This is a genomic window from Paenibacillus xinjiangensis (assembly GCF_059686975.1).
Genome location: NZ_JCAALS010000014.1, coordinates 65477 through 83488, shown reverse-complemented (window position 1 = coordinate 83488; position 18012 = coordinate 65477). Strand labels below are relative to the sequence as shown.

At 47.3% G+C, this 18012-nt stretch carries 13 protein-coding genes; 5 read left to right on the top strand and 8 right to left on the bottom strand.

Going from position 1 to position 18012, the window contains the following annotated elements; all coding sequences use genetic code 11:
* Positions 1–158 precede the first annotated feature (158 nt).
* A complete protein-coding gene (locus AC6ESP_RS15435) occupies positions 159–1040 on the top strand; it encodes a DMT family transporter (RefSeq protein WP_497097614.1) in 882 nt (293 codons plus the stop codon).
* A gap of 59 nt (positions 1041–1099) precedes the next feature.
* Here the strand turns inward: AC6ESP_RS15435 and AC6ESP_RS15430 are convergent, their stop codons facing one another.
* Positions 1100–1468, bottom strand: a complete 369-nt coding sequence (locus AC6ESP_RS15430) for a DUF1304 domain-containing protein (RefSeq protein WP_497097613.1) — start codon at positions 1466–1468, stop codon at positions 1100–1102.
* A 183-nt stretch (positions 1469–1651) separates the two neighbouring features.
* On the bottom strand, positions 1652–2707 hold the full coding sequence (gene aroC / locus AC6ESP_RS15425) for a chorismate synthase (RefSeq protein WP_497097612.1): 1056 nt from the start codon (positions 2705–2707) through the stop codon (positions 1652–1654).
* 122 nt (positions 2708–2829) lie between these two features.
* Here aroC and AC6ESP_RS15420 point away from each other — a divergent pair, with 122 nt between their 5' ends.
* Both AC6ESP_RS15420 and AC6ESP_RS15415 read left to right on the top strand, forming a co-directional pair.
* Complete coding sequence (locus AC6ESP_RS15420) at positions 2830–3717, top strand: LysR family transcriptional regulator (protein ID WP_497097611.1); 888 nt, start codon at positions 2830–2832, stop codon at positions 3715–3717.
* A 150-nt stretch (positions 3718–3867) separates the two neighbouring features.
* Entirely contained in the window at positions 3868–4254 is a 387-nt protein-coding gene (locus AC6ESP_RS15415) for an SET domain-containing protein (protein ID WP_497097610.1), read from the top strand.
* A 70-nt stretch (positions 4255–4324) separates the two neighbouring features.
* Here the strand turns inward: AC6ESP_RS15415 and AC6ESP_RS15410 are convergent, their stop codons facing one another.
* The 6 genes from AC6ESP_RS15410 to AC6ESP_RS15385 form a co-directional block, all read right to left on the bottom strand.
* Positions 4325–4657 carry an antibiotic biosynthesis monooxygenase family protein gene (locus AC6ESP_RS15410; protein ID WP_497097609.1) on the bottom strand — a complete coding sequence of 111 codons (333 nt, stop codon included), beginning with the start codon at positions 4655–4657 and terminating at the stop codon, positions 4325–4327.
* 118 nt (positions 4658–4775) lie between these two features.
* On the bottom strand, positions 4776–6251 hold the full coding sequence (locus AC6ESP_RS15405; RefSeq protein ID WP_497097608.1) for an amidase family protein: 1476 nt from the start codon (positions 6249–6251) through the stop codon (positions 4776–4778).
* 121 nt (positions 6252–6372) lie between these two features.
* Positions 6373–6657 (bottom strand): CD3324 family protein, encoded by a 285-nt coding sequence (locus AC6ESP_RS15400; RefSeq protein ID WP_497097607.1) that lies wholly within the window; start codon positions 6655–6657, stop codon positions 6373–6375.
* Between the two features lie 346 nt (positions 6658–7003).
* Complete coding sequence (deoC, locus tag AC6ESP_RS15395; RefSeq protein ID WP_497097687.1) at positions 7004–7669, bottom strand: deoxyribose-phosphate aldolase; 666 nt, start codon at positions 7667–7669, stop codon at positions 7004–7006.
* A gap of 391 nt (positions 7670–8060) precedes the next feature.
* Positions 8061–15569: a pullulanase gene (locus AC6ESP_RS15390; RefSeq protein ID WP_497097606.1), complete on the bottom strand. Its 7509-nt coding sequence runs from the start codon at positions 15567–15569 to the stop codon at positions 8061–8063.
* Between the two features lie 313 nt (positions 15570–15882).
* Positions 15883–16473, bottom strand: a complete 591-nt coding sequence (locus AC6ESP_RS15385; RefSeq protein ID WP_497097605.1) for a hypothetical protein — start codon at positions 16471–16473, stop codon at positions 15883–15885.
* A 176-nt stretch (positions 16474–16649) separates the two neighbouring features.
* Between AC6ESP_RS15385 and cysC the strand changes: the two genes are divergently transcribed.
* Positions 16650–17252: an adenylyl-sulfate kinase gene (gene cysC, locus AC6ESP_RS15380; RefSeq protein WP_497097604.1), complete on the top strand. Its 603-nt coding sequence runs from the start codon at positions 16650–16652 to the stop codon at positions 17250–17252.
* Positions 17249–17977, top strand: coding sequence for a sulfotransferase family 2 domain-containing protein (locus AC6ESP_RS15375; protein ID WP_497097603.1), 729 nt, complete (start codon positions 17249–17251; stop codon positions 17975–17977). Before cysC ends, AC6ESP_RS15375 begins: the two co-directional genes overlap by 4 nt.
* The last annotated feature ends 35 nt before the right edge of the window (positions 17978–18012 follow it).

The following is an 18012-nucleotide window of genomic DNA, read 5'->3' as shown; positions in this document are numbered from 1 at the left end:
GCTTCTGTGCTGTCCCCTCCGCTTCGAGCATACCAGCGCTAGGCCATAGATTCACTCTCGATGACAGCACGCAATTGCTTGTTGGGCGGGTCCTATAGTAAGATAACATGCGGAACTGACCGGCCACTATTCATTCAAGCATTGGAGAAGCTGCAACTATGAACCGCATCAACAAGCCTTTGCCTGCCTATGAGCTGCTATACATCGTAGGTATTATCGCTATCTCGTTCTCATCTATTTTTGTCCGCTGGTCTAACGCTGACGTTGCTGTCATCGCTATGTACCGGCTGTATCTCACCAACCTGATTATGCTTCCTTTAGTATGGAAATACCGACAGGAGCTATTCTATTTAACAGCCAGACAATGGCGTCTGCTCGCCGCATCAGGTGTTATGCTCGGCCTTCATTTTCTACTCTGGATGGCTTCGCTTAGACTCACGACCGTCGCCAGTTCGACCGTTATTCTAACATTAGAGCCCGTTCTCGTCATGCTCGGCTCCTACCTCTTGTTCCGCAACAAATCCAATCGCATGATGCTGATCGGGATGGGGATTGCCGTCATTGGCTCTGTCATCATTGGCTCGGGGGATTTCAAGCTATCCAGCGATGCGCTGCTTGGTGATGTCCTGTCTTTATTAGGGACCATTGCAGTTGCTATACACATGCTCATCGGCACGCAGCTCAGACAAGATATGAGTGCGTTTGCTTACAATTTTTGGGTATTTTCTATCGCTGCAACAGCGCTGGCTCTCTACAATCTAGTTCAAGGAAATGCTTTCACCGGCTACAGCTTGAATGAGTGGGGAATATTCCTGCTGCTAGCGATCGTGCCGACATTATTCGGTCACTATCTATTCAACTGGCTGCTTAAATATATGAATCCGACAGCTGTGTCTATGGCAGTTCTGGGGGAACCGGTCATTGCCTCATTGCTGGCATGGATGCTCCTCAAGGAAGCCCTGACCGTTTACCAGATGGGAGCAGGCCTATTTATTCTATTCGGGGTCTGGCTCGCTATGCGCCACAGCAAGCATGCCTAATCGCAACGACAAAGGCCAGAAGCTCAATTGAACTCCTGGCCTTTGTCGTTGCGTTATGCTTATGCATTCGCAATGATGACGAAAATAAGTGCAAGCAGTGCCGGAGCCCCCTGCGTGACAAGAATGGAACGTTTAGCCGTCAAGCTTCCGTATACTGCTGCAATCAGCACACAGATAAGGAAGAACAGCTGGATCTGATAGCCTGTTCCGGCAGATGGATGAAGCAATCCCCATACTAGACCAGCAGCAAGAAACCCATTGTACAAGCCTTGATTAGCAGCGAGACCCTTCGATGCCTCTGCGAAAGCCTCTGTCGTCCCAAACGTTTTGCGTACTCTATCCGTCGTCCATAGGAACATTTCCATAATTAATATGTACACATGCTCTACAGCTACAATAGCAACCAAAATGGCTGATAATATCAGCATAATTCACACTCCTAGAATATTTCTTCGTATTACTATGACTATTATATCCATAGCCCTTCTAAAAAAATATAGAAAAAGACAATTTAACTATCGTTCAGTATAGCCCATTAGTATTTATATGAAAATTTTTTGTTAGCAAATAAAAAACCGGCAGTCCCTAAAAGACTACCGGTCAATCCCCTGCTAACTATGCATAGCCGCTTGACGCTTGTAATGATCCTCAACGACCATGCAAGCCATCGCTTCAATGATAGGAACAATTCTCGGGCAGATACAAGGATCATGCCTTCCCTCAGTTACGATCGTTTCATTCTCACCGTGAATATTAATCGTCTGCTGTGGCTTGGAGATGGAGGACGTTGGCTTAACGGCCACACGGAACACAATCTCTTCACCAGTGCTAATGCCGCCAATAATGCCGCCTGCATTGTTGCTCATGAAGCCATCCTCATTCATCTGATCATTATGCTCGCTGCCCAGCATATCGGCCGCAGCAAAGCCTGCACCGAATTCAATACCTTTGACCGCTCCAATCGACAGCATCGCTTTGGCAAGCTCAGCATCGAGCTTGTCGAATACAGGCTCCCCGATCCCCGGCTGCACGCCTCTAATTCTACATTCAACAATCCCGCCGCAGCTGTCTCCCTTGGCAGCCAGATCGTTGATCTTCTCTACCATGCTCTCTGCAGCTATAGGGTCGCATGCTCTAACGATGTTGTTCTCAATCTCGCTCTCCACAAAAGAGTTGCATATGATGCCGCCAAGCTCTTTCGTATAAGCAACCACGCTGACGCCTCTGTTCTCTAGCAGCTTGCGCGCAACGGCTCCTCCAGCAACTCTGGCTGCCGTCTCTCGGCCTGAAGCTCTTCCGCTCCCCCGATGATCCCGAATACCATATTTCTTCAAATAGGTGAAATCGGCATGCCCTGGGCGGAACATTTCTTCAATACTGCTGTAGGCAGAGGGCTGCATATCCTTGTTGTACAGAATAATAAAGAGCGGAGTTCCCGTCGTCTTCCCTTCATAAATACCGGACAGAATATGAATGATATCATATTCCTTCCTTGGAGTTGTGACTGAGGATTGCCCTGGTCTCCTGCGATTCATCTGCGTCTGAATATAGCTCTCGTCCAGCTCCACTCCTGGCGTTACGCCATCTACGATCACACCGACTGCTTCACCATGAGATTCACCGAACGTCGTTATTTTAAATAGATCACCATATGAATTACCTGCCATTGTTGTGTACCTCCATGCTTCATCTTTTGACGAATTCCTTTGTCTCGATTATAATACCTTCAATGAAATAAATGAAATCGCGATTTCTATCCCTTGGCATAGAGGTGTTCTATATCAAACCAATGATGAATTTAGAATGGTATCGTATTTTTCTGCATACAGCTAGGCTTGGCAATCTGACCAGAGCAGCACAAGAGCTGCTGATTACCCAGCCCTCCGTCAGCTATGCGATTAAGCAGTTAGAAGAGGGGCTCGGTGTGAAGCTGTTCGACCGGCTGTCCAAAGGGGTGTCGCTCACTGCCGAGGGCAGAGCTCTCTTGGAGTATGTGGAGCAATCCTTGTCCCTTCTAGATTCAGGAGAAAGACAAATGGCAGCGCTGAAGAACCTCATGACCGGAGAGCTCCGGATTGGAGCAAGCGGCCCGATCATTAAGCATTTGCTCTTATCTCCGCTGGACAAGCTACGGGAGCAGTACCCCGACATTCGCATTCGGCTATCTCAAGGCAAGACAGCTGATATCACAGCCAGACTTACCGATGGACAGATTGATCTCGGCTTCGTGCATCTGCCCTTAACAGATGCGAGCCTCCATATTGAGGAGCTCGCGCTTATTGAGGATTGCTTCGTTGTCGGTCCCGCATACCGCAAGCTGGCAGAGCAGCCAATCACAACTGCAGAGCTCATCAGCATTCCGCTGCTGCTTCATACCCATGAGAGCAGCACGAGACAATTCATTGAACGATGGCTCGCCGCACAGGGCTACACGGTTGATGTCGATATTGAGCTCAACAGCTCGGATATGCTCATTGAATTAGCCCAGCATGGCTATGGAGCAGCCTTCGTGACCCGCTCCTTCGTCCAGAAAGAGCTAAGAAGCGGCAAGCTCTTCGAGCTGCACACAACCGAGCCAATACCCGTTCGCGGAATTGGGGTTGCAACGAGGCGCAGCGCTTCCTTATCTATTGTCGCCAATTATTTCATGGAATTGCTTGCCGCGGAGGAGAAGTAGCCTAGGAGAAAAGTTCACATGGGGAGAATAGTCTCGCCGTACATTGCCATAATACGAGAGGTACGTTACAATGATTACCTTCTTCCTTACTTACCCGTATGGATCATAAGCTAGGAATAAGATAGACTATAGATCGCAGAGGTGACGAACATGATTGAGGTTAAAACATCCACACTAAGTGATGGGGAGCATAACAGAGGCGTATTCGCGAAAGTCGATATTGCCAAAGATACTCTTATCCATGAAGCACCCGTCATTCCATATCCGAATGAGGAGCATGTCCACATAGAACAAACATTGCTTGCCGACTATGTATTCGAATATGGCGCTAACCATACTGCCATCCTATTAGGATATGGCATGCTGTTCAACCATTCTTATACACCTAATACTTATTACGAGCTCAACTTCGATAACCACACTGTTGATTTTTTTGCCTATACGGATATTCAAGCGGGCGATGAGCTGTTGATCAATTACAATGGCGAAGTCGATATTGATGATCCGCTCTGGTTCAATGAGAAGGACAGCGAATAAGCTGCACCTCCCCTTAACCGTACAAGACTGTCAGCGCAAGTCTGGCAGTCTTTCTTATTTCCATCCACACTTATTCCCTGCCAAAAGAATACTCCCGCTCCACTTTGCATATTTTCACAGCATAATTCTCATACCATTGCTGCTTGCCTTGTGATTGCGCTTCGCCATGGGCTTTATTCTGCTTCCAGCTGCTGATCGCCTCAAGACTGTCCCAATAGGAAATGGTTATACCGTATCCAGACGTATCTCTTGCGCTCTCCACACCTAAGAAGCCAGGCTGCTGAGCGGCAAGATGCTCCATAGCATCCGCCATATGGCCATAGCCGTTATCCCCTTCTGTGCGCTTGCTGCTAAAAACAACAGCATAATAGGGAGCTTCAGGCGCCTTAGTTGTTCCAACCATGATGCTGGGACCTCCTTCTTCTAACTCACATCTTATCTACATTCTCCATTCATTATAATAACTGTCCATCTATTAATAAAATGAATGTAATCGATTCTCAGCATCACTTATTTGCATGTTAATCCAACTCAGGAGGGAAACGATGCTGCGTCCGTTGCTCGAAGCCGTAAGCGATTCGAATTAATGTCGGCTCACTGAACGCTGTACCAATAAACGAGATGCCCTGTGGCCCCTTCGTTGTGTACCCGCCTGGCGCAAGAATCCCCGTCTTTGCGTATCCTCCAGGAACTGTAATAACCGGATAGCCCGCTCTCGCCGCCAGATCGTCTCCACCTTCATCTCCAAGAAACAGCAGCGCATCCAATTGATGTGCCACTAATGCAGCGTCAATGCCTAGCTTGCCGGCCTGCTCTTTATTTCTTCTTTTACTATCCAAGTAGGCTTGCTCCGTAAGTGTACCGCTCGTTTCCTCCGACCAGATGAGCGTGCCCTGCCCATACTTCAATGCTTGATCAGCATGCTGCTCATTATAGGCAATGACCTCCTGTAAGGAGTGAACAGGCACACTTGCAGGAAGCTCACTCAAATACTCATTCACACCAGCCTTGAATTCATACCGCATCAGATCCCAATCCCATTGCACATGCTCACACGGCAGCTCAACAGGATCAATAAGGGTCGCCCCCGCTTCCCTCAGAACTTGAATAGCAGCCTCTACAATAGCAAGTCTCTCCTCATCCAATTCTTTATAATAAAATCTCGGAATCCCTATGCGCGCATGCTGCAAATAGTCGATATCCAGATAGGCCGTATAATCCTGGCCCAAGTGATCCACGCTCGCTTGCGTTGCTGCATCCCGTTCATCTACACCCGTCAGAGCTCCGAGAATGATAGCTGCATCTGTAACTGTTCTCGCCATTGGGCCTGCTGTATCCTGCGTTCGAGAAATTGGAATAATGCCTGAACGACTCACCAATCCAATTGTAGGCTTGATCCCTACCAGATTGGTCTGGCTTGCCGGACTAATGATGGAACCGGAGGTCTCTGTGCCAATCGCGGCTGTCGTCAAATTCGCCGCAGCTGCTGCAGCGGAGCCTGAGCTCGAACCACCTATGAACAGCTCGCCCGGACCATAGGGATTCAATACAAGACCACCTCTTGTGCTGTAGCCCGCCCACATCGTATCCGACATAAAGTTCGCCCACTCCGTCATATTCGCTTTGCCGAGCAAGACAGCTCCCGCCTTGCGAAGCTGTGATGCAACGTAAGAATCTCTTGCAGCGATGGATTCAGCTAACGCCAATGTCCCTGCACTCGTATGCATGCTGTCGCCAGTATCGATATTGTCCTTGAGTAGAATAGGTATGCCATGGAGTGGGCCTCGGATACCCTGTTCAGCGCGCTCCTGATCCAATTGCTGCGCAATGGACAAGGCATCTGGATTCATCTCAATGATGGATCGAAGCTTGCTGTCATGCCTGCGAATCCGCTCCATATACACTTGCACCAGCTCTAACGAGCTTATGCTTCCAGCTTCCATCATCGCTTGAAGCGCTGGAATATCCGCTTCTATTATTTGTTGTTCTAGTCTCATCATGGTTGTGAGCAGCCCCCTCATGTCAGTCATTCTTGTACTAACCATACAACGCTCAGGGTTATTGTGAAATAGATAAAACAGTTCTTATAAATACTCTCCTACAAAGAAACACGCGGGATCAGCTCCCGCGTGTTTCTTCATTCCTGTTATAGACAATTTTCCTAATGCTGTCTCGAGATAAGTAATAGTCAGAGGCGAGCTCATCAACCGTCATGCCTGATGCATACTGTGAACGAATGCTCTCATTCCTGTCACGGATAGATTGCCTGCTTCCTGAATGCTCTCCCCACTTCTTGCGCAGCCCCTCAGGGTTAGGGATATAGATCATTTCTCCATGTACATATTTCTGAATTTCCTTCAGCAGCTCTTCCGGGAAGATCGCCGAGGCTTTGGTATATTTCATCCTATCTCCGCTCCTTAAACGAATTTTAGCGTTATAAGGATGCAGAGCCTATAAGCCGAACCATATTCCTATCGCGTTAGCACAAGGCCAACGACGGGCAGCTCCTTCTAAGCTCCATTCAGACCACTGCCTGTCCTTCATATAGACTCTGCATGGAGCGTGTCATTTGCTGTCTTTTTATAGCTCTTCATCGTCTACCTCCCTACACAGCGATAGCATGAATCGTCTGCTCTTTCACTTTACTATAATTAGTAAAATACTGTAAAGCTTCAGCATCTGTCCATAAAAAACAGCCACCCTACCACTCCTACAAGAAAAGGAGCGGTATAGTGGCTGACTTCTATTACTAATACGAGGAGGTCGATTGCTGGCCTTCCATAATCTTCACACCTGAGCTGGCACCAATTCTTGATGCTCCAGCTGCTATCATTTTCTCCATATCCTCTAGGCTGCGAATTCCTCCGGAAGCCTTAACGCCTAGCTTATCTCCGACTACACTCCGCATAAGCGCTACATCAGCAGCGGTTGCCCCGCCAGTTGAGAAACCCGTAGAGGTTTTCACAAAATCAGCTCCAGCCTTGACCGACAATTGGCATGCACGAACCTTCTCTTCATCTGTCAGCAGGGAAGTCTCGATAATGACCTTAACGATGGCCTTACCAGCTGCCGCTTGCACTACAGCTCGGATATCTTTCTCTACATGGGCATCATCGCCATCCTTCAGCGCACCGATGTTAATGACCATATCTACCTCTGTCGCGCCATTAGCAATAGCGTTCCCTGCTTCGAAGCCTTTTGTCTCAGGAGACGCCGCGCCTAGCGGGAACCCAATTACTGTACAAACCTTAACTGTGCTATTGACCAATTGCTCCGCAGCATGCGCAACCCAAGCTGGATTGACGCAAACGGAAGCAAAGCTATATTTATTTGCTTCTTCTGTTAACTGTGTAATATCACCATGTATGGCGTCCGCGCGCAAAAGTGTATGATCAATCATTCCTGCTATGTTCAACATTATCCAGTCACCTTTCCCTCTAGCATTGCTTAAATTAATGCCTATAATATCACGAGAATGAACATGTGTAAACAAGTCCATTTACATATGATTATATTATGACTTCTGAATCCATTGGTCGGGATGAGCTAAGGTCGATTCGCGGCTTATTGCTCCGTTTGAGGGGGAGGTTGGGGCTTCTTTGGTCGTTTTTGAGCTTATTCGGGCCTTTCCGCACCCTATTCGCGCATTACTTCGGCTGGGTGAGATAATTCTTATTACATTGCTTACACTAAAATGAACATATGATAATATTAAAATCAACTTTTGTTCAGATAGTTGAGCTTGCGAGCCACAAAAAAAGAAGATCCCCTTCTAGGAAGGGGATCCCTCTTATACATACTGGTATTTAATTGCCTAGCAGATTGAATATCACTTGTGCGCTCTCGGCGCGTGTCATCGTTCCCTGTGGTGCAAATAGTTGATTCGCCCGACCTTGAACGAGTCCAAGATCTGCAGCAACTGCCACGTAGTCAATCGCCCATGAGCTAATCTCGTTCTGATCAGAGAATGCCGTCACTGAAGTTGATCCAGCAACCGCCTGCCCTTGGTCGAACTCATACGCCCTAACGATCATGACAGCCATTTCCTCACGACTGATGGTAGCGTTAGGCGCAAATGCTGTATCACTGCGTCCTTTGACAATGCCCAGCTCAGCAGCTGTTGCTACGTATGCCGAATACCATTTGTCCGCCTCCACATCCGCGAAGCTTGAAGTGCCTTCTGCTTGAACGCCAAGTGCACGTACGAGCAAGGCTGCGAATTCTGCACGGGTTACATTCGCTTCTGGAGCAAATTTCGTATCCGTAATACCCGTCACAATATGCTTGGAAGCCAATGATCTAATTGCATTGAACGCCCAGTGACTTGCAGGCACATCCGTGAAGGTTTTGTCATATTCCAGAACCGCATAGATGCTGAAATGGTAGACATCCGTAGTTATTACACCGGCTTCCACCGTGCCGCCTAGGAACATAATTTGTCCATCTTCACCCAGATAGTAGACGCCGATCAAATCCTGATTAACCTCTCCACTCAATTGGAAGGATAGCGTAATCGGATCAGCGAATTCCGTAACTGGAATGACATTCCCATTCTTAAGCTTAATAGTCAAGGTGAAGTCATAGATGCCAGATCCAAGCTTCACACCGGTCTGATTCAAGCCTAGCTTTCCAATCAGACCTGCAGCTTCAGCTGCTTTCAGCTGCTTAACATCAAGTACAAGCTGTGCCCCATCTAACTCATCAGCTGCCACTAGCTTCTGAATGGAGGCTAGTAATTCATTAGGCAATGTAACAGTCACTCCACTTGCCTTCAGCTCCAGATCATTGCCTGCAAGTGCGTCCAATGATGCAAGCGGCAGGGACGCTGCTCGTTTGCCTTCAGTCAGTTGAATCGATACTTTGCCATCCTTGCCGTTCTTCAGGCTGCCTTCCTCAATGAACAGAACATCCGACTCTGTTGGTGTCACCGTCCCTCCTGATGTGCCCGGAACCGAAACAGGAGAGGAGTTGCCGCTTAGAATGACCGTTCCACCTTCGTTCCTGCCTGGTACATCAATGGTAACATCACCAGTTGCAGATACCTTATACGTTGCTCCGCTATATTCATCCGTTACCTCTGTTCCGACCAAGAATGGAACCTTAAGCGTTACAGATTGGCTGTCAACTGAGGTATTAATAACGGTAACAACATCAACCCCAGCATATGTTTTGTTAAATGCCAGATAACCTAATGCATCAGAGCCTGCAAGCTTCGTGCGTGCCCCTTTGGAATAGACCTTGGAGAATTTAGCTCTGATGTTAAGCAGCTTCGTGTAATGATCATGAAGCACTTGCTCTTCATCGAGCTTATCCCATGGCATATCGGTGCGATTCTGGCTCTTATCGTTAGAGCCAGAGCGTCCCAGCTCTTCCCCATAATAAATGACTGGCTGCCCCTTAGCCGTAATTTGCAGAGCTGCTGCAACCTGAAGCTTTCCTTTATCTCCCTTCACGAGTGGATTCAGGAACCCGTCCTCATCATGGCTGCTAAGGAATTGTGCCATCGTTCTTGTGTTGTCCATCTTCAATTCTCTGTTCGCTAAGTAAGCATCAACAGAATCGATAGAGCCGTTCGCGAAGTTACTTGCTTCATTATTGAAGCTGAAATCAAGAAGACTGTCCATCTGGCCGCTGCTCAGCTTGCCTCCGTTGCCGTCAATCGTCGCTCCGAAGAATTCACCCATCAGCTTGAAGGACGGATCAATCGAGGTCAGCTTGTTCCTGAATGCCTTCCAAGTCGTCTCCTCCACATGCTTCACTGTATCTACACGGAAGTAATCAATCGTATCTCCGCGCTCTGTTCTTGCATTCTCCAGCCAGTCTGTTTGCCAGCCAATGACCGTTTCTCGTATAGATGGGTCCTCTGTCTTGAAGTCAGGAAGCCCATCCAGCTCGCCTTCGATTGGATTCACAGAAGCTGCTACACCATTCGTTCTGAGCATGTCTTCAAAACGCGCTTTATCCTCTGCTGTAATGCTCGGTTCATTATCATCTGGCTTCAGACCATACCCTGTGTGATTGAGCACGACATCAACCATAATTTTAATGCCCCTGTCATGTGCCTTATCGATCAGCTCCTTGAACGTATCCATATCACCCAGATGCTCATCGAGTGCTGTAAAGTCCTTCGCCCAATAGCCATGGTAGCCATACTGCGGGCTCTCCTCTGTACGCTTGTTGAAGTCGATGTTATCAACAATTGGTGTGATCCAGAGTGTATTAATGCCAAGCTCCTGCAAATAATCCAGCTTGTCGATCATGCCTCTGAAATCTCCGCCATGGTAAGCATCGATCTGATCTTTGTCCACATTCTCATTATTCGCCACGTCACCGTCCGCGAATCGATCGGTTAGTGCGAAATAGATCCGAGCCTCATCCCAATCAAAGTCCAGAGTACCTGTAGACGTTCTTGCCTTCACGATCAGCTTGCCTACGTGCTTGTGTTTATTGCCATACTGATCTATAAGCGTAATCGGTATATTCTTGTTGCCCGCAGTAATCGTATCCTTCACTGTGATGGATTGCGCCATCAGCTTCGTATCGAATGCGACATTAGCAGGTCCTCCAACAGCTGTTAGGTCCAGATACCCTTCCCGATAAGCTGTCTCCTCTGAAGCGGTTGGCACGATTGTCAGCACCGCGCTCTCATTGTACGAGATCGCCATAGGATTGACCGAGGAGGACATCGTAACGGCAGGCTTGCGATACGTAACGAGAGACTTGCCATCTACCGTATTGGCCGGATCAGTAACCTCTACCTCCCCTTTGCCCTTCTTGGTGGCAAGGAATGAATATTCATACGTACCGATCTCCACACCTTCAAGTGTGTACGTGTACAATTCCTTCGCCGCATTGTAGGTCATTACGTGCTCTGCACCATCAACCTTCACCTTAACATTCGTCAAGTCAGCGGATTGACCTTGCTGGAACAAGCCGGAATCCCTGTACTCGAATGTGATGTTGCCGTCATTCAGTATCGGTCCGTTGAGTGTAGGCAGAATATCCAGCTCTTTGACCTGACTCGTAATATTCACCTTCGTAAAGGCTGTGCCAGGCTTGATGTTAATGACTCGATCATCCTTAATGTCCTGCTCAACCCAATTTCCTTTACGCATAAGGAAGCCAATATCTGTTGCGTAAGGGGATATCTCCAGTAGAACCGTCGCTACACCCTTCTCGACTTTATCGAAATCTATTCGATCAACCTTAGCTCCGGTACCCCAGACCCACAGATTCCAGTCCGTATAATCTTTATCCGGTCTGCTGTAATTGATCTGAACATAGCTCTTCAATAATACAGATACAACTGCGCTTACAGATGCACCCTCATACGTTGCGGTAATCGTTGCTTGGCCGTCACCGGTTCCTTTGACAAGGCCGTTCGCTGTTACCGTAGCCACTGCTGTATTGCTGGATGTGTATACAACGCCACTTGTTACTCTCTTCTTGCTGCCATCACTATATTTGGCGTATGTGACCGTCTGATGAGTATCGCCAGTCTTCAGCGGATAACTATTGCTATCCAGTTCAAGTCCTGCGAATATCGGAGCGTCTGCATCAACCTTAATAATGACTGCAGTTAGAGGAGCAAGCTCAATTGCGTTCGCTGTCAAAACAAAGCCAGATGGCTCAGCGACAGCCTGAATGCCCGCTTCATCACTATCAACAAGCACCGTACCTGTCGTAAGATCCTCAGACAAGGTCAACGTTCTTGCCGTATTGTCTGCATTAATGAAAACATAATAATGGCCTGTGCCGTCTGTTGCTTTATTTTTGTAACCAATAACTAAATCTTCCGTCGCAATATCCGTTGATGGAACAAGTGTCACGTTGGAGTCAACAAGATCCTTGTCTCCCAGACGGAATGCGTCTGTGCTCTTCCTAAGCTCGATAAGACCTGCTGTATATTCCTTCGTCACATGATTAATAGGATAGCTGTCGGCATTATCAGCCTTTTGCCAATCGAACCTATTAATGATGTCCGTAGAATCATAGGAGTCGTGAACGAAATAACCAAACGAAACGCCATTCTCATCGGTTAGGTCATGGTATTTGTGCTCTGGTGTTCCCTCTCCTAACCACTGCTTGGTCCTCCCATATTCTTGTCCCGCATGCAGGAAGGCAGTTCCTTGTGAAGTCAGAACGATCAAATTACCCAGTCTTACACGCTGATGAATCTCCAGATCATTGGCTGGTACAGCCGGATCTTTCTTAATGGACTGCGCAATAATATCGTACAAGGTTAGATTGTCATGAGCTTCAATATAAGGAACGATATCACCTGGATCATCAGCCGGCACATTGCTCGGCTGTGCCTTGATATTGTTCAGAATCGTCGTAATGCTTCTCTTGCCGCCCGTGATGAACCGTGGCTCCCCTTCCGCGCCGTAACCAGACTTCAGCTCATTGCGTATCTCATCGGAGAATACACCGACGTTGTCCGTTTTATCCATCCATTTCATCTCTGCACCCATGCCCGCTAGTTCAGGCTCGGATTTGTGTCCTTCGAATGAATCCCAGCCTTCGCCGATGAATAGCGCATCGGGATTGATAGCAGCAGCTGTATCATAAGCATTCTGGATGGAGCCATAGGTGGCGTCACCCATCATATCAAAGCGCATACCGTCGATTTTGTATTCATTGAACCAATAAGCTACAGAATCAAGCATTAGCTTCTCAGCCATTGTGTGCGAAGTAGCCAGATTGTTGCCGAACTCGCCTACATTGTTGCCTTTCTCATCTTTGAAGGCATAATAGTTCGGAACGATATCCTCAAGAAGGCTTGCTTTGGCCATATGGGTATATACGACATCAAGCACGACTCCCATACCGGCTTCATGGATCGCATGAACAAGATCCTTGAATTCTTTAATCCTCAGCTCGGGGTCCTTGGCATCGGCCGAATAAGCACCATCCGGTGAGAAATAGTTATGCGGATCGTAGCCCCAGTTGTATTCATTGTCTTTCGTTGAATAGTTAAGTTCTCTTTCGTCCATATTCGCTTCGTCGCCATAATACCACGCCATAATAGGAAGCAGCTGAATATGGGTAACACCTAGTGATTTAAGATATCCCAGCTTGTCCTTGAATGCTGTGAAGGTACCGAACCGTGCATTCAGATCATCTGCGATAGTAGGATCAGATGTAAAGTCCCGGGTATGAACCTCGTAGATGATTGCATCTTCTCTTTTCTCAAAACCATCAATATCAGCAAAATCATAATCAGCTACAGGATCAGTTCCGCTTAGATCAACAATGGCCGCCTTGCCGACAAGATCACCATCTGGTCCAGCTTCGCCCTTCGTATTGGTTCTGAATTCTGCCATCGATTTGGCATAGGGGTCCAATACGCTCTTGGTCACACCGTCATTCGTTACTTCGTACTGATAATAATAGCCCTTCAAATCCGTTATGCCCTCGTTGTCTAGATCAGCTGGTGCAATGGCGGCTGACCATACACCTTTCTCGCCCAGCGTCAGATCTACGCTGCCCACTAGCTCGGTCGAGTCATTCTTATCATAGACATTGGCTGTGACTGAGCTTGCCTTAGGAGCCCATAGCTTCAAGGACACACTGCCAGAGCTATAGGTTGCACCAAGGTCATCCCCTTCGTAAGTATACAACTCATCAAGCATTCTCCAGCCTGCAGCGGCAGAGACTGTATTCGTCTGATAGGTTACACTCAGTGGAGCATCGTCCAACTGAATATTCACATATACCTCAGCCGTTTTCTTGTCTGCCTTCAGAACGACTGTGCTAACGGCAACAGGCTTGCCATTCTTGTCTAGAATAACAAGTTCATCCTTCAGAGCACTCGCTGTGAGTCCTTCAGTAGTCGTGAATGTAAGACTAAGCTTACTCTCGTTAATGACATCCGCAGATGATAGATTGACAGGAAGCTCCCAATATGGCGAGATATATAGTCTGTTATCTCCTTCTTTAATCCACAGTTGGTCATAGCTATCAAGCAAAGTGAAGGTACGGTTGTCACCGTCTTTCGCTTCTGTCGAACGATTCACGAGCAGGAAGCTGATCTGCTTCGCATTTTCTTTGAGTGGCAGATCCACATAGCCGCCGTAGCGATTTTTTCCAGTGAAGGCAGCAGCAGCTTCAGGGTAATTGATAGTATCTGATGGAACCGCAACGTCATCCCATGACCATACACCAAAGGCCTTTTCGTTGTTGTCTGCCCGGTCATAATAAATCCTTATCGTATTGGCGGGAAGATCTGCCGGTATATAGTTATATACCTTATCAGAGCCTTGCTTAATCCAAACTTCATTCAGGCCAGGAAGGTTTAGCGTGATCGCTTTATCTCCACCGTCCTTATTACCGCTTATTTGATTAACGACAAGAAATTGAACAAGCTTGGCATTAGCTGCTAGCGGTATATCCACGTAAACGCCATAATCATCCACCTTCCCTTCTGGGAAAGCGGTTGCAGCAGTAGGCCAAGTAGTCGATGGAGCAGCAACATCACCCCATAGCCACAAGGCTTGGTTGACGAATTCCCCATCCGTTCTGCTGTAGTGAACGCGCAGATGGTTAGCCGGAATAGGATCTACCACTTCTTCTGGCACTTCTGGCTCTGTATACGTTGCCGATACAGCATGGCTGTCAGCATCGTATGTGAAGGTCACAGGCAGATCATGTGCGAGCTCCAGTAGTAGATTATCTGCAGGATATGCTGTACTCCAGTCATTCCCTAGAGCAAGTTTGTATTCATAGCTGCCTTGAGGGACATCTGTGGTAATCGAATACGTATTGTCATAGTCATTGTCCTCCAGCAGCGACTGAGCAAGTGCCGGATTCCAATTCTCATCATCGCCAATGGATGTCTGTATGTTGCCTACAACGCGAGGAAGCTTATCAGCAGCTATCGGCGTATAATAGGTCGAATCTGCGATTTTGTTCGAGTTGTCATTATAGTAAAAAGTAACGGTGGCAGCTTCCGTTAGCGTCAATTTAATATTGCCGCCTTCCGATTCCCCGTCTGGATTCGTGTAACTGCCAGATCCGTAGCTCTCAGCCTCGCTGCCATTCAGCGCTACCTTGTATTGATAAGTGCCTGCTGGCAGATCACCCGTTAAGCTATAATAGCCGTTGCCCAGATCAGTCATCTGGGTCTCAATCGCTGCTTCATTCCAATCACGGTCTGCTCCCAGCTCACTCTGCAGATCCCCAACCAGAAAAGCCGTAACCGGCGCTTCATCAGCAGCATAAGCTTGATAAGGATTCATGCCAATTAAGGACAAGATCATAGCTGCAATTAGTGTAATAGACAGCATCCTCTTGCGTTTCATCGTTATACCCATTCCCCACAAACCTCCTCAAATCATTCGTAAGAGCTTGTACTTCTCATGCACCAAGAGCTGCTATAAGCTGCTCCTCTGTTACCGATACAACACCTCCTGCAAACTCTACTGCCCTGTTCAACCGTTTGCGCAAACGTTTGCGCATTGAGTAAAAAAAAAGACTCCAAGCTCTATCTGCATAAAAAAACTCGTGATGTAAGCGTTTGCTTAATTTCCATATTAATACTGCCGTTAAAGCGTTGTCAATGGTTTTCTAGTATAGAAATAATGACGGTACAGCAACTGTACCGTCATTCTCCTTAGTCTGAGAAGCTTAACAACCTTTTCTGCATCTAAATTTTACTTTTCGTTTGACAACAACACCGACTTCTACAGCAGCAATAACGGAAACTTTAATATAGGTAACAACACCCTTCACATTCAGAACGACACTACCATCCGTTATTCCTAAAAACACGCCAACTGGAGAGAAACCATTATAGTGAATTCGGATATTAGGAGTCCCTACTCCAATTCGTGACAGTATGGCTAGCACATGGCTGCTCCCGCTTTTGTTGCCTGAGCTTTTGTCCTTGTCGTACTTGTGACCTGAGCTTTTGTTCTTGTCGTACTTGTGGCCTGAGCTCTTGTTTTTGTCGCACTTGTTGCCTGAGCTTTTGTCCTTGTAGCACTTGTAGCCTGAGCTTTTGTCCTCACAGCATTTGTTACCCGAGCTCTTGTCCTTGCAGCATTTGTTGCCTGAGCTTTTGTCTTTGTCGCATTTGTTGCCCGAGCTTTTGTCCTTGTCGTATTTACTGCCTGAGCTTTTGTCACCTGAATATTTACTTCCATAGCTGCGACTTTTAGAGCCTTTGCTTCCATAGTCTCGACTGCCCGAGCTTTTGGAGCCTTCTTTTTGTGACATTCTATCATCTCCTTTTTGTGAATTGCTAATAGTGTATGGAAATTAATAGAATGGTGTGTAGGTTCATGCTTGACTACGAGGCACCTATTTTTAATAATCTATTAACTCACGTGATGCTGTTACATATAGTAATAAATAGAGGGCCATTCAAGGGCCACTAGAAGTGAGGTGATGGGATGATTCCCGAGGAATCCAATATCATGTGGCATTCATCCAAGCTGAAGAAAGAGGATAGACAGCAGTTAAATGGTCATAAAAGCTGCGTGATTTGGCTCACGGGTCTATCTGGCTCAGGCAAGTCCACCCTTGCAGCAGAAGTCGAGCTCGAGCTGCATCAACGCCACATCCGCAGCTATGTTCTAGATGGTGATAATCTTCGTCAAGGTTTGAACTTAGGACTCGGCTTCAGTCCGCGTGACCGCTCGGAAAATATTCGCAGGATGGGAGAGACAGCAAGACTGTTCGTCGATGCGGGCATTATCGTATTGGCAGCTGCCATATCACCTTACCTTGCCGATCGCCGACGACTGCGTGCTCTGTTTGAAGCCAATGAGTATATTGAGGTTTATGTGCGATGCTCGACTGAGGAGTGCGAACGCAGAGACCCGAAGGGGCTATACAAGAAAGCTCGTACTGGAGAGATTCAGTATTTCACGGGAATATCAGCACCCTATGAGAAGCCGGAGCATCCTGAAATCACCATTGAGAGCGATAAAAAAACGATACAGGAATCGGTCAAAATCATTATGGATTATTTGTGGGACGGCGGATATTTATGAGCCTTGATTCTGCTTCAAGCCCCCTACTGCTATATGTGCATATCCCTAAAACAGGAGGAACCTCCTTCACACAGAGCATTATCCATCATTGCCCGAGATTTGTTTATTACTTCGAGGTTGCGAGCCACGATGAGAAGATCAGACATTGCTTAAGAGATGCAGACGCCCTCTGCGGTCATTTCCCATTCGGTATTCATACCTTGACGGATCGCCCATGCCATTATATTACGATGCTTCGTGATCCTATCGAGCAGATTATTTCCTTCTTCTATTTCAAATATCGAAATCATCGATCCAAATTTTGCAATATGAGCTTAACACTTGGCGACTTCATCCATGATTCCCGCTTCGATCAAGAATATATCAACCTCCAGACTCGTCTCATTAGCGGGGAGCTCGGCAGCACCACCCCTAATCTTAAGAAAGCCAAAGCGAACTTAGCTCGGCATTTTTCTTTTGTCGGCATTACCGAGAGGTATGTAGAATCACAATTTCTGTTCATGAAGGATAGGAATTGGGAGCTTGCTAGCTGCCCTAGACTGAACGCCACCCCCTACCGCCCACTTGCAACTCAGGTTTCTTCCGAAACTTTGGAGCTCATCATGAACAAAAACAAGCTTGATATGGAGCTATATCATTTCGCTGCCCAGCTGCTGGACAAAAGACTCCGTTCCCTTTCTCCTGCTGAGCAGAGTGAGCTTAGTCAGTATAAGCAGGACAATTAGCATGCCAAAAAGCACCCTGTCGCTTTCATTCGCTG